A 13,345-nucleotide genomic window follows, 5' to 3' on the forward strand; every position below is an offset into this window, starting at 1 on the left:
AACAGGATTTTTAAGTTTTATTTCTTCGAAACTTTGTAAAGTTTTCCACTATCAGTAATTCCATACAGATTCCCATCCATTCCGTTCAAGACATCACGAAACCTTTCTTTTTGGTCAAGCAACAAGCGTTCTTCGCCAACCACTTTGTTGTCTTTGATGACGATTCTGTTGATGTGTTCACCACTGAGACAGCCGATGAATAAGTTGTTTTTCCATTCCTCAATGTTTCCAGTATAAAAGGTCACGCCACTTGGTGAAACCACGGGATCCCAATAATAAACGGGCTGTTCTGTTCCTGCTTTCTGCGTAGTTCCATTATTGATTTTTCCACCCGTATATTCAATTCCATAACTTACATCGCCCCAACCGTAGTTTTTTCCTGCTTGGATGAGATTGATTTCATCGCCGCCTCTTGGTCCCATTTCAATATCCCAAAGTTGTCCTTTTTCGTCCAAAGCCAAACCTTGCGGACTGCGGATTCCGTAAGCAAAAATCTCAGGTTTGTAACCTACTTTCCCGATGAAAGGGTTTCCTGGAGCTGGTTTCCCATCTTTTGTGATTTTCAGGATTTTGCCTAAATAATTATCCGTTTTCTGGGCATAAACTCGAGTCTGCTTATCGGATCTTTCGCCTGTGCTCACGAAAAGGTTTCCGTCCTTATCAAAAACCAGTCGACTGCCATAATGTTTATCGCCATCATAAGTTGGTGTCGCCCGGAAAATGACTTTTACATCAGACATGTTTTTCAGATCAGCTGATAACTTCCCTTTTGCAACAGCGGTATGATTTCCTCCTTCATACGGTTCAGAAAAACTAAAATAAATAATATTGTTTGTTTTGAAATCCGGATCCAAAGCCACATCCAGCATTCCGCCTTGTCCTTTGTCATCTACTTTTGGGAATCCATTAATTTTAGAAACCTGTTTTCCGTCTGCAGAAACAACATTCATAAATCCAGATTTTTCTGTGATCAAGAATCTTCCGTCTGGCAAATTGATAATTCCCCAAGGTTTACCTAATGATGTATTCAGAACTTCGACATTAAAAGGTGTTGTTGTTTTTACGGGAGTAATTCTGGTTTGTCCTGGGAAAGCAGGTTTGTAATCGGTGTTTGGCGTTTCTTCCTGTGCGGTCGGTTTGCTTGGCTGGCCTTTCCATTGGCACGAATAAAAAAGAAAGAAGGAGCAGAAAAGAGTTGGTAATGTGGATTTTATCATAACTTTTATTTTTAAGGTCAATGAAAAAATAATGCCACCAGATAATACTGTTTAATTATTTGATTATAGGGGTTTGTGTTATATAAAATCATATTTTATTATGCGCAACCTTGTTTTATTTGGGGTCTATTATTAATATTTGATATAAATTGGAGTGATGTGTATGATTTATTTAATATGTATTTAAAATTATTATATTTTTGATTAAAATTTAACAAATGAATATGCGAATCAAAAAAATAAGTGTTGTTTTTTTCCTTGGAGCAAGCACGCTTTATTTTGCACAAACAACAAAAGACAGCCTCTCTGGAGAAACGACCGTAGATGAGGTAAATATCATAGGAACCCGAAACAAAAAAAGAACCGTCACCAATACTGCTGTCCCGGTAGATGTGATAGACGTTAAGCAAATCAGCCAGTCAACAGGGCAGGTAGATGTGAATCAGCTTTTGCAATTTGCTGCACCTTCTTTTAATTCTAATAAACAATCAGGTTCTGATGGCGCAGATGCCGTAGATCCTGCAACACTACGAGGTTTGGGACCAGATCAGACTTTACTTTTACTTAATGGAAAAAGATACCACCAATCCTCATTGGTCAATATATTTGGAACGCGAGGTCGTGGAAATAGCGGTTCGGATCTGAACACAATTCCTGTTGCAGCCATCAAAAGAGTTGAGATTTTAAGAGATGGTGCTTCTGCCCAATACGGTTCTGATGCGATTGCCGGTGTGATCAATGTAGTTCTTAATGACAGAAATCACGGTTTCGAAGGCAGTGCTTTCTATGGCGCCAATCTTTTTAAAAGTCCTGGAGATAATGACGTTGTTTCTGATAAAAAATTAGACGGAAACACATTCGATTTCAGCGGAAATCTTGGGACAAAAATCGGGACCAAAGGCGGTTTCGGTAACTTTACATTAGAATTAATAAATAAAGATTATGCAATCCGAAATGCGAATCCGGAGAAATACGACGCACCGAGACAGCGTTTCGGAGATGCAAAATCGAACAATATCTATTTCTTTGGAAATATTGAAGTGCCATTAACAGACGGATTGACGTTCTATTCCCAACCCGGATTCTCTTACCGTAATACAAAAGCTTATGCCTGGACGAGATCGGCGGATGCAGACGGGAATATTCCGGAAATTTATCCGGATGGTTTTAACCCGATCCAGAATACAAAGATCTCAGATTTTACATTTGATAACGGTTTGAAGTTCAAACTGGGCGATTGGGACTTTGATTTCTACAATGCTTTTGGCAACAATAGATTCATTTATCAGATCGATAATACCATCAATGCAACGCTGGGAGTGAATTCTCCGACTAGTTTTGATGCGGGCGGACATTCGCTTTCTCAAAATGTAACCGGAATCAGCACAAGCAAAGCATTTGACTTTTTGGAAGGTTTTAATCTTGCGATGGGGACAGAATTCCGTTATGAAAAATTCAATTTGATAAAAGGGCAGGAGAGTTCTTACGCCAGTTATGACATCAACGGAAATGTGGCGACAGCGGATACACCAAAAGAGTTACTTGTTCAAGTTCCCGGAAGCGGAACAGATCCTGATACAAACCCTGTTCGTTACAGACCCGGAGGATCGCAAGGCTTTCCCGGCTATTCTACCGAGTTGGGCAAAAGCAGAAATAACTTCGCAGCTTACATAGATACAGAGCTTGACATTACTAAAAACTTGATGGTAAGTTTAGCCGGAAGGTTTGAAAACTACAGCGATTTTGGTAGTACCATCAACGGAAAATTTGCAACAAGGTATGCCATTACGCCACAGTTTGCATTTAGAGGTTCGGTTTCTACCGGCTTCCGCGCGCCTTCTTTGGTCCAGAAATATTACAGCCTGCAGTTTACTAATTTTCAAGGCGGAAATCTGGTGACCGTTCAGCTCGCTTCCAATGACAGTGAGTTAGCGAAAGAAGCCTTTATACCGCAACTGAAACAGGAAACTTCGGTTAATGGCAGTGCGGGATTTACTTTCAATAGTGGAAAATTCACAGCTACAGTTGATGGATATTATATTCAGGTAAAAGACAGAATTGTTTTGACTGGAACGTTTGATACAGAGGATAATGTCATTGGTGAAACATTAACAGCGTTGAAAGTCGATCAGGCACAATTTTTCAGCAATGCCGTCGATACGAAATCCAGAGGTGTTGATGTGATTCTGACTTATACTACAGATTTAGGTCCGGGAAGATTATCTACAACTTTAGCTGGAAATTACAACGATATGCAAATCACCGATGTGCATACGCCGCCGCAATTGGCAGGTAAAGAAGATGTTTTTCTAAGTCCAAGAGAACGCGCTTTTATTCTGGCGTCTGCTCCGAAAACTAAAATCAATTTAAATCTTAATTATAAAATCCAAAAATTCAATGCGAACCTACAATTGGTAAGGTTTGACAAAGTGACTTTGATGGGTTATGCCGGACCGGACGATTATCAGACTTATACACCAAGAGTCACAACAGATTTTTCGGTAGGCTATGATTTTACTAAAAATTTATCATGGACGATTGGCGGGAAAAATGTCTTCAACCGATATTCTACATTGCAATATGGCGCAGTATCAGATGGAAACACAGAGTCAGGCGGTATTTTCGATCCTGTTCAAATGGGATTCTCTGGAAGGCAGATCTTTACAAGGGTGAACTTTAAATTTTAACTATAACTAACTACTTTTGGAAAGGATTCAATTTTTATTGAATCCTTTTTTTTTTTACATTAATGCTATCCGTTTTGTTGCTGTCTCTATAATAAATTTTGATATATTCGAGTTTTCCATTTTCATCATAGAATTTCCATTTCCCGTGAAAATACCAAAAGATAGATTTATGATCTTTAATGGTTTTGGAAACGCCTTTTTTAAGGATTCCACCATTAGGATAATAAAATTTTGTGTGCGTTATACTGTCTTTGAATCTATCTTTTTGGTAAATTTTTCCATTCAGATAGACTTTCCATTTTCCGATTTTTTCGCCCCTTTTATATTTCCCGACACTCACATATTTTTGATCAGGATAATCGTCTTCTTGAATCCATTTTCCTGTTTTTAACTGAACGTTTTTCTTAATAGTTTGATATTGATTGACCTCGCTTTTACAGGAAATTAAAATCAAAAAAAAGAGTAGAATTAAATTTTTCATCAAAAAGTTTTTTCAAAGATAGCAAAATATCCAATTTTAATTCTACATTTGTAGAACAAAATATAATATTGTAGAATGAACGAGCAAAAACTGACCGAAACTGAAATGACTTTAATGGAAATCCTTTGGCAGAAAGAAAAGGTTTTTATGAAAGATATTTTGGAAGATTATGCCGATCCAAAACCTGCGTCAACAACGATCGCAACATTGTTAAAAAGAATGCAGAACAAAGATCTGGTGGGCTACAAACTTTACGGAAACTCGAGAGAGTATTTCCCAAAAGTGAAGAAAGAAGATTATTTCCAAGGCGAAATGACTTCTATGATTGACCGTTTTTTCAACAGCTCTGTGAGTCAGTTTGCATCGTTTTTCACATCGAATTCCAAACTTTCTCAAAAACAACTGAAAGAACTAAGAGATATTATTGACAAAGAAATAGAACCATAATGGAAACTGTTATTTTAAAAATTAGCCTTTGTTCATCGCTATTAATTGTGATTTACTATCTGTTTTTGCAGAAGGAAAAAATGTTTAGATTTAATCGGTTCTACCTTTTGTTTGCCTTGATTTTTTCTTACACGATTCCTTTTGTTAAGATTAATTTGCCAGCGGTTTCTGAAAAGAAGAATCAATTGATTTTTGAAGAAATCGGAACGCAGCAATTGATTCAGAAAACAAATCAGGCATCAGATTTCAACTGGATGAATTTAATTGTAATCATTTATGTGTTGGTTTTGATGGTTTTGATTATCAGATCATTATTGTCGATTATAAAAATGATGACATTGAAAGGAACTAATTTAACTTATCAGGATCACAGGATTAAATTAATTGAAAAAGATCTGCCGCCATTCAGTTTTTGGAATAAGATTTATCTCAGCAAAAAATACTTTGAAGATCAAATTGATCATAGAATATTTCTTCACGAGAAAACACATTTGGTTCAAAAACACTCTTTGGATTTGATATTCATAGAAATTCTGCAAGCCATTTCCTGGTTCAATCCCGCGATTTATTTTTATAAAAAAGCCATTCAAGATAATCACGAATTCCTGGCAGATGAAGTAATTGTCCAGAAAAAATTCAACATAAAAGATTACCAAAATCTGATTCTTGCTGAGGTTTTGAATGCCCAAAACCTATCATTAGTAAACCAATTCAATTTCAATAACACCAAAAAACGATTTATTATGATGACCACCAAAAAATCAAAATTAGAAAAGTTCAAAAAACTGTTTGCTGTTTCTGCGTTTGCAGGATTGAGTATTCTTTTTGTCCAAAAGGTTTATGCTCAAAATAACGCTGAAAAAAAGGCTGTAGCAACTCGTACAAATGAAGAAGATTATACAGAAGAACAAAGGAAAATGGTTGAGATGTTTAAAAATGATCTCAAAAAAGAAAAAATCCCAAGAGCAGAAACGGTCGCTCTAAAAATGGTATTGGATACAATTCCTGCCAATAAAAAATCTAAGCTAAGAAAATTAAAAGAAAACGAACTGCCAATTCCGCCACCGCCACCGCCAGCGAGCAAAAGTACAGCAGCACAATTCCCAGAAGGAATTAATGCTTTACGAATGAGCTTTTCCAACATTTTCGACTCAACCAACTTTGGGAAAAATGACGGCACTTTAAAAACCAGCATTTACATCAGGATCGATGAAAATGGAAAAACAACTGACGTACGAGCAGAAGGACCAAATACAAATTTTAATGCGGAAGCGGTAAGAGCAATGAAAGTTGCAACCGAAAATGTAACGTGGAAACCAGCAACAGAGGACGAAAAACCTGCGGCCACAGTTTTCCAGCTTCCAATCACCATGAATTTCCATTAAAAACTAAGAATTTTCAGATTACTAAAACGTTCCATTTTTGGAACGTTTTTTCGTATTTTTGTGTTATGCAATTCAAACTTCAATCAGAATATCAACCCACTGGAGATCAGCCAAAAGCCATCGAAAAATTGGTGGAAGGTATTAATATTGGCGAAAAATATCAAACCCTTTTGGGAGTTACGGGTTCCGGAAAGACATTTACGGTTGCCAATGTTGTGAATCAGGTTCAGAGACCGACTCTGGTTTTGGCGCACAACAAGACTTTGGCGGCTCAGCTTTTTATGGAGTTCAAGGAGTTTTTCCCGGACAATGCGGTGGAATATTTTGTGAGTTACTACGACTATTATCAGCCGGAAGCCTTCATCGCTTCAACTAATACTTACATCGAGAAAGATCTGAGCATCAACGAAGAAGTGGAAAAATTGAGACTTTCTGCCTCTGCAAGTTTACTTTCCGGACGTCGCGATGTTTTGATTGTCGCTTCGGTTTCCTGTATTTATGGTGTTGGAAACCCGAAGGAATTTGAAAAGTCATTGATAACGATTACGAAGAGTGAGAAAATCTCTAGAACGAGATTGCTCAATTCTTTGGTTAGTGCTTTATATTCCAGAGCTTTGAATGAATTTCAGCGAGGAACTTTCCGTGTTAAAGGCGATGTCATCGATGTTTATCCGGCTTATGCAGATACAGCGATCAGACTTCAGTTTTTTGGTGATCAGATTGAGACGATTCAGAGTTTTGATCCGGTTTCCGGGAACGTGACTTCGAATTTTGATACGATTAATATTTATCCGGCCAATCTTTTCGTAACCACGCCTGAGACGATGCAAGGTGCCATTCGCCAAATTCAGGATGATATGGTGAAGCAAGTCGATTTCTTCCGGGAAATTGAAAAACCATTGGAAGCAAAGCGATTGGAAGAGCGGACAGAATTGGATTTGGAAATGATCCGTGAATTGGGTTATTGTTCAGGGATTGAAAATTATTCCAGATATATGGATGGGCGTTTGCCTGGGTCAAGACCTTTCTGTTTGTTGGATTATTTCCCGAAAGATTTCCTGATGGTCATTGATGAAAGTCATGTGACGATTCCGCAGGTTCACGCCATGTACGGAGGGGACAGAAGCCGAAAAGAAGTTTTGGTGGAACACGGTTTTCGTTTACCGGCGGCGATGGACAACCGACCTCTGAAGTTTGATGAATTCGAGACGATGCAAAATCAGGTCATTTACGTTTCCGCTACGCCTGCAGATTATGAACTGGAGAAATCCGGCGGAACTTACATAGAGCAAATTATCCGTCCAACAGGACTTTTGGATCCAATCATTGAAGTGCGTCCCACGATGAATCAGATTGATGATCTTATCGAAGAAATCCATAAAAGAGAAGAAGCAGACGAACGTGTTTTGGTAACGACTTTAACCAAAAAAATGGCGGAGGAACTGACCAAATATTTCACGAAAGTTGGTATTAGAACAAGATACATCCACTCCGATGTCGAGACCTTGGAAAGGATTCAGATTATGCAGGATTTACGTCTTGGTTTGTTTGATGTTTTGGTTGGTGTCAATCTTTTGAGAGAGGGATTGGATTTGCCGGAAGTTTCCTTGGTTGCGATTCTTGATGCTGATAAGGAAGGAATGCTGCGTTCCCGAAGATCGATGATCCAAACCGTTGGTAGAGCGGCGAGAAACCTGAATGGACGCGCAATAATGTACGCTGATAAAATGACGAAATCGATGCAGGCTGCAATTGATGAAACGATTTACCGTCGGGAAAAACAAATGCAGTACAACACAGATCACGGCAAAGTTCCGATGGCATTAAACAAAAAAATCAGTGAAAATCTCGTTGGACGAAGCAAAGATTTCCCTGATGAAAAGTACACGCAAAAAGTTTTGATGCAGGAAGTTGCAGAAACCAAAGCCAACTACGGAAGTGAAGACATCGAAAAAATGGTTGTGGCCAAACAGAAGGAAATGGAAGCTGCTGCGAAAAATCTAGACTTCATAAAAGCTGCAAAATTACGTGATGAAATTGCTGCCTTAAAAGCTTAACGTTTTTTTAGAAAGAATTTGTAGAACTTCAAAATTCTTTTGACTTTTAGTTTGAAAGCTTTTTTCTTGGCAAAACCTACGATTTTATTATAACAAAAGTCTGAAGTCTGTCCGGATAATTTGGCATATTCGGCGCTGATCAATTTGATGATCTCCAGATCATTAGTTAGCCGTTCGAAGTTCTGCAGTCTTTTTGAAATGTTGATTTCATCATAGAAACTCATTCGGTTGAGATCTACCAGGAAAAATCGGTATTCACCATCAATTTTCTTGATCAGGAAATTGCCGGACGCGTTGTCTATAAAGATGATTCCGTTCTCGTGTAAGTTGAAAATCAACTGTGTATAGCCATTGATAATCTTTTCTCTATCCGCAAAATCGGGATTGTAAAGAGCATCTCCCAATGTGAAAACATCCTCCAGCTGCTCGCTCACATAATAACTGGAAGTCACACCAATCAAGTCGTGATTTTCAATAAAAGCTACTGGTTTCGGCGTGAAAAATCCTTTATCCAAAAGCATCTGAGCATATTCGTAAGAGCGTCTCGATTTTGATTTACGGTAATATTTATAAACATGTCTGTTGATAATATTATGCTGTTTGAAGGATTTAAAATTAAATTTCAACCCGTCAACCTCGAAATATTTAACTGTATTCCTGTTTCCGTGACCAACGATGACGCCTTCATTTTTAAAATTCTTTAAAATATTTAAAATGTCATTTTTGTATTGAGAATAATCTCCGGAAAGAACAAAGTTCATAATAATTGGGTTATAGTTTTGTAATCAGTTCAAAGCTGTAATATTATAAAGACGTTTTGATGAGGTCTATTACTTTATCCTGATCTGCATTATTTGTGTTGATGGAAAAACTTTTGTCGTTATACGGTTTGTACATCGTCTCATCCGTAACCTGAAAAAGACCGATTGTAGGGACATTTACAGAACTTGCCAGGTGCATCACACCATTATCTGCGGCAATGAAAAGCGCACAATTTGCCAAGAAACCACCCATTTCCCGAATGTCTGTACTGTAGAAATTGGGAATCTTGAAATTCAGTTTTGAAATATTTTCGACAGGCAAAAGTTCGATGATGTTATAATCCGGAAATGCCGTTTTGAGTTTGTCGTAAAACGTGTTCCACCATTCTTCGGAATAAATTTTGGCGCCTGTAGCATTGGTAAAAAGACAAATCGTTTTCTTGTCGTTTTGGACAATTTTCTGTAGATTTTCTTTACCTGTTTTAAGTTCTTCTTCGTCCAGAATAATTTTTAATGAAGGGATTTCAGAAGTGTTTTCGGGAAAGCCTAACTCGGTCAGAAACTTTCTGAGATTGTAAATGGTTTTCTTGGCGTCGTGGTTATAATCCGGATATTTCGAACTAAGTTCTTCATCGTGATCGCCAAAAAACTTGTAAGTAGAATTGGTCGCAAGAATCGACAAACGCCCGGATGATGAGCCAGGATTGGAATTAATTGCCAAATCATATTTCCGAAACTTCAACTGAAACCAACCTTTGATATAATTCAACAAATTACTGAAAGGCTTTTTGGGAAGCTGGTTGTAACGGTGTATGTTTTTGTAGTTTTTATAGATGATTGGAGTCACGCCGCCTTTTACAAAAAGATCAATTTTGCTGTCCGGAAAAGTATTGATCACTTCCTGAACCAATGGCGTTAAAAGCAAAAGATTTCCTAACCTGTGATTGGGTCTGGAAATCAGAATTCTTTGGATTTTAATATTCGAATTGTGTTTAAGATCTGCATTTGATTTTCCGATATTTTTGGTTAATCTGCGCATTAATGATCTTCTGGCAGTATTTATTTTTTTCTTAAATTTCATAACAGTATTGCTAATTAGCCATTTTATAAAATAATGAAATTAAGCCAAAAAGCCCAACAAAAATAATAAAAATTGAGAGAACTCTTAAAATAAAGACAGTTGTATATTTTGCAAAAAATCTTCTTAGGAAATAATTTGCATCTTCTTTTTCAATATCTGAGATTTCAGGAGAATATTTAAAAAATAAAATTCCAATTAGAATAATTAATACACTATAAATAAGCATTTTACATGTTAAAACTTATAAACCGTGTTTTTCGGTTTGTGATTTTTGACTTGTCCTCGGATCGGAGTTAATAAATCCATCAGACCATTAATTTTGATTTCGTAGATCGTAGAAAGCTGCATTCCCAGCTTACCTTTCGGCATTCCCTGGCTTTGAAACCATTCGAGGTAGCTGATAGGCAAATCGGCAAGAATCATATCTTTATGTTTGCCAAACGGCATTCTTACTTCGCAGATTTCCCTGAGGATTTCAGGATTCAAACCTTCCATATTTAAACTATTAGATCAATTTTATTGTCAAGTTCATCGTCATCATTTGGGATTTGCAAAGATGGCGGCGTGTCTTCATCAGAAAATTCGTCTCTGTAAACCTGAATCAGTAAAACCGTGATTGACATTAAGATCGGACCAAAGATTAATCCCATAAACCCAAAGATATTCATACCCATAATAATCCCGAAAACCGTGACTAATGGATGAATGTCTTCCAGCTTTTTCAGTAGTGTAAATCTCAGTAAATTATCGGTTAACCCAACTACCACAAGTCCATAAATTAAAACGCCAATTCCACCTCCGGAATTACCTTCAGCAATCATAAAAATGCCGACAGGAACATAAACAATTGCGGCGCCTACAACCGGAAGCATAGATGCGACGGCCGTCAGAGCGAATAAAAGTATCGCACTTGGTGCGCCAAAAATCCAGTAACCAATGAGGGCAACAACACCTTGTCCAATCGCAACCACTGGAATCCCAATGGCATTTGCTAAAACAAGTTTGGTGAATTTATCGCCAAGCATTTGCGTATTTGATCTCTTAAAAGGCATTGCTTTAGCAACGATTCTTTCAAACAACCGTGCTTTTACAAACATAAAATACAGAATAAAATACATTGAAACAATGACTGTAAATGTATTTACCGTTGTGCTCAAAGCTTTTGTAGAAAGTGTTCCTGCAAAATTAGTAACTTTAGTGATATTTTCTTTGCTCAGGATATCAAAACCCACTTTGGAATAGATAAACTGATGAATCTTCTCCAGAAATATATTGAACTTCTCCATATAAGCCTGTGCATTTCCGGCTTTGGCTACGAGCATATCAACAATAAAATAAACAGGAAGAATCAGAACAACCAATGATACAAACATCAGAACCAAAGCTGCAGCCCAAGGCTTCCAGTTTTTTTCTTCAACGAGATAATAGTTGTACTTTTTACAGACAATATAAAGCGTAACTGCTCCTAAAAATGAGGGTATAAATAACGCCAGATTCCAGCAAATCAATCCTACGAAAACGCAGATTAAAAGAATTAAAGCCACTTGTTTTATAACAATGGAGTCGATAGGTTTACCGGAATCTGACATATATTTTATAGTTTATTTTTGTTCTAACTGTCTTGGAGCTCCCAGATAAGCGCAGTAAGTAGAGTACATTGCAATATAAACGAATGGAATTGTAAGGTAAACTCCCACACAACAAAGTACAAGGCCTGCAATACTGATAAGTCCAGCTAATAATGCTGTAAGTAAAAGCGTGCCATAATCTTGCTGAGCAATACTGAAAGATTTTTTAAGCGCTTCTATCGCACCAAGATTTTCAAACATAATGATTGGATAACCTAACATGAAAAAAGGAAGAACAAGAATTCCCGGAATTATGCACATCAGAAACGCAATCGTCAGAAGAATCTGAGTAATTAATGCATAAACGACAATATTTAGAAAATTTTGTTTGTAAGCAAAAAATAAATCCGAAACCGAAATGGATTGTTTGAAATTTGATTTGTTGGCAATGTAAATTAAACCTACAAAAATAGGCGCCAAAAGCAATCCTACAAAGAACGAAACGCCACTATACGCTGCAAATCCAGGCGTACTCATAATGTCTGTATAAGTGAAATCACCGCCACGCTCTCTCATATCTTCCATCAACAGGGTGGTGTTGAAACCTGTTAAAAGCTGAATCAAATAACTTAATAAAAAGTAGATCACAACAGCAAGAAAACAGTACAAAAAGGTGTTCTTGAAAATTTCTAAAGCATGCGAAATAATGCTTCCCGTTTCCTTCGTTGGCACATTGGCCGGAGAATCGAATTCATTAAAATTGTCCATAGTAGTTTGATTTTGAAGTTTATATTCAAATCTACACAAAAAATCCTTGACTTGAATTAACTCAAAGACAATTATTCCTCAAAATCCGCGATCAAATGCTTGTAAAGGACGTAGATCATCGCATTCCAAAACGGAAATGTGATGAAAATTCCGAAGAAAAACATAATAAATCCGCAGTAAGAAAACAGAATAGAAACGATCATTGCGATAAAAATCAGGATGAAATTTTGCTGGAAAGTCCTGACGCTGACCTGAAAAGACTGAAAATAATTAAAACCTTTGAAAAACATCAACGCCGGGATGAATAGCATCATCGGAATCCATATCAAAGTGAAAACAGAAAGAAAATTATTAATCATACTCCAAGCCAGAGAATAGATCACAAACAAAAAGAAATAATGCCCTTGGAAACCCGCAAAAAGATCGCCAGTTTCCGGCTTTTCTCCCAAATCCAGCTTTCTATAGATTTTAAGGAAGCCAATGTTCAAAGGGAAAATGACTGCTTTGATCACAATCATCACCTGCAGAAACAGAACAGCATTATCAGTCTGCATCAGCGCGGTATATTTGTCCAAAAAAGCTTTGCTGTCAGTATAAATTAAGCCCTGAAATTTCTGGATTTCTTCAAAAAGTCCGTAATATCGGAACGCAAAAGAGCCCGCAAACATCGTCACAGAAAAGTAGATCACACAAAACAAAAACTGAAACGGCAAAGTTCTCATCCAGTATTCGTATGCTTCTGTCAGTATTTTTCCAATCTCCGGTTTTGGCGTCGTCATTCTCAAAATTTTTGCAAAAGTAACCATTAATTAACGACTATCGAAATTGATGATTTTATTTTGGGCAGCTTTTTCCGCCTTCCGCTCCCTCCCGATTTTATATCGGGATCCACT

Annotated in this window: 12 protein-coding genes; 4 read left to right on the forward strand and 8 right to left on the reverse strand. The window is 37.2% G+C overall.

Features of this window, described 5'->3' with window-relative positions; genetic code table 11:
- Positions 1–17 precede the first annotated feature (17 nt).
- A complete protein-coding gene (locus LUD75_RS06525; RefSeq protein ID WP_232704847.1) occupies positions 18–1,217 on the reverse strand; it encodes a PQQ-dependent sugar dehydrogenase in 1,200 nt (399 codons plus the stop codon).
- Positions 1,218–1,435: 218 nt separating this feature from the next.
- Here LUD75_RS06525 and LUD75_RS06530 point away from each other — a divergent pair, with 218 nt between their 5' ends.
- Complete coding sequence (locus LUD75_RS06530; protein ID WP_232704848.1) at positions 1,436–3,904, forward strand: TonB-dependent receptor; 2,469 nt, start codon at positions 1,436–1,438, stop codon at positions 3,902–3,904.
- 34 nt (positions 3,905–3,938) lie between these two features.
- Here the strand turns inward: LUD75_RS06530 and LUD75_RS06535 are convergent, their stop codons facing one another.
- Positions 3,939–4,385 (reverse strand): hypothetical protein, encoded by a 447-nt coding sequence (locus tag LUD75_RS06535; protein ID WP_232704849.1) that lies wholly within the window; start codon positions 4,383–4,385, stop codon positions 3,939–3,941.
- Positions 4,386–4,460: 75 nt separating this feature from the next.
- Between LUD75_RS06535 and LUD75_RS06540 the strand changes: the two genes are divergently transcribed.
- From LUD75_RS06540 to uvrB, 3 genes are all read left to right on the forward strand, one after another.
- Complete coding sequence (locus tag LUD75_RS06540; protein WP_232704850.1) at positions 4,461–4,832, forward strand: BlaI/MecI/CopY family transcriptional regulator; 372 nt, start codon at positions 4,461–4,463, stop codon at positions 4,830–4,832.
- Between the two features lie 80 nt (positions 4,833–4,912).
- Positions 4,913–6,217, forward strand: coding sequence for a M56 family metallopeptidase (locus tag LUD75_RS06545; protein ID WP_232704851.1), 1,305 nt, complete (start codon positions 4,913–4,915; stop codon positions 6,215–6,217).
- Between the two features lie 65 nt (positions 6,218–6,282).
- Positions 6,283–8,274: an excinuclease ABC subunit UvrB gene (uvrB, locus tag LUD75_RS06550; RefSeq protein WP_232704852.1), complete on the forward strand. Its 1,992-nt coding sequence runs from the start codon at positions 6,283–6,285 to the stop codon at positions 8,272–8,274.
- Here uvrB and LUD75_RS06555 read toward each other — a convergent pair.
- From LUD75_RS06555 to LUD75_RS06580, 6 genes are all read right to left on the reverse strand, one after another.
- Entirely contained in the window at positions 8,271–9,035 is a 765-nt protein-coding gene (locus LUD75_RS06555; RefSeq protein WP_232704853.1) for a lipopolysaccharide kinase, read from the reverse strand. The genes uvrB and LUD75_RS06555 overlap by 4 nt on opposite strands.
- Positions 9,036–9,078: 43 nt before the next feature.
- Positions 9,079–10,074 (reverse strand): glycosyltransferase family 9 protein, encoded by a 996-nt coding sequence (locus LUD75_RS06560; protein WP_232704854.1) that lies wholly within the window; start codon positions 10,072–10,074, stop codon positions 9,079–9,081.
- A 276-nt stretch (positions 10,075–10,350) separates the two neighbouring features.
- Positions 10,351–10,602 carry a DUF3820 family protein gene (locus LUD75_RS06565; RefSeq protein ID WP_232704926.1) on the reverse strand — a complete coding sequence of 84 codons (252 nt, stop codon included), beginning with the start codon at positions 10,600–10,602 and terminating at the stop codon, positions 10,351–10,353.
- An 11-nt stretch (positions 10,603–10,613) separates the two neighbouring features.
- Positions 10,614–11,705: an AI-2E family transporter gene (locus LUD75_RS06570; protein ID WP_232704855.1), complete on the reverse strand. Its 1,092-nt coding sequence runs from the start codon at positions 11,703–11,705 to the stop codon at positions 10,614–10,616.
- A gap of 12 nt (positions 11,706–11,717) precedes the next feature.
- Positions 11,718–12,452, reverse strand: coding sequence for a beta-carotene 15,15'-monooxygenase (locus tag LUD75_RS06575; protein ID WP_232704856.1), 735 nt, complete (start codon positions 12,450–12,452; stop codon positions 11,718–11,720).
- Between the two features lie 71 nt (positions 12,453–12,523).
- Positions 12,524–13,231, reverse strand: a complete 708-nt coding sequence (locus tag LUD75_RS06580) for a hypothetical protein (RefSeq protein ID WP_232704857.1) — start codon at positions 13,229–13,231, stop codon at positions 12,524–12,526.
- Positions 13,232–13,345 lie beyond the last annotated feature (114 nt).

Source organism: Epilithonimonas sp. JDS (assembly GCF_021261315.1).
In the GTDB taxonomy this organism is placed as follows: domain Bacteria; phylum Bacteroidota; class Bacteroidia; order Flavobacteriales; family Weeksellaceae; genus Epilithonimonas.

Excerpts from the sequence above, each read along its gene's own strand:
- uvrB (WP_232704852.1), top strand. The coding sequence starts at position 6,283 with ATGCAATTCAAACTTCAATCAGAATATCAACCCACTGGAGATCAGCCA.
- LUD75_RS06580 (WP_232704857.1), bottom strand. The coding sequence starts at position 13,231 with ATGACGACGCCAAAACCGGAGATTGGAAAAATACTGACAGAAGCATAC.
- LUD75_RS06535 (WP_232704849.1), bottom strand. The coding sequence starts at position 4,385 with ATGAAAAATTTAATTCTACTCTTTTTTTTGATTTTAATTTCCTGTAAA.
- LUD75_RS06555 (WP_232704853.1), bottom strand. The coding sequence starts at position 9,035 with ATGAACTTTGTTCTTTCCGGAGATTATTCTCAATACAAAAATGACATT.
- LUD75_RS06545 (WP_232704851.1), top strand. The coding sequence starts at position 4,913 with ATGTTTAGATTTAATCGGTTCTACCTTTTGTTTGCCTTGATTTTTTCT.
- LUD75_RS06560 (WP_232704854.1), bottom strand. The coding sequence starts at position 10,074 with ATGCGCAGATTAACCAAAAATATCGGAAAATCAAATGCAGATCTTAAA.
- LUD75_RS06525 (WP_232704847.1), bottom strand. The coding sequence starts at position 1,217 with ATGATAAAATCCACATTACCAACTCTTTTCTGCTCCTTCTTTCTTTTT.
- LUD75_RS06575 (WP_232704856.1), bottom strand. The coding sequence starts at position 12,452 with ATGGACAATTTTAATGAATTCGATTCTCCGGCCAATGTGCCAACGAAG.
- LUD75_RS06570 (WP_232704855.1), bottom strand. The coding sequence starts at position 11,705 with ATGTCAGATTCCGGTAAACCTATCGACTCCATTGTTATAAAACAAGTG.
- LUD75_RS06540 (WP_232704850.1), top strand. The coding sequence starts at position 4,461 with ATGAACGAGCAAAAACTGACCGAAACTGAAATGACTTTAATGGAAATC.
- LUD75_RS06530 (WP_232704848.1), top strand. The coding sequence starts at position 1,436 with ATGAATATGCGAATCAAAAAAATAAGTGTTGTTTTTTTCCTTGGAGCA.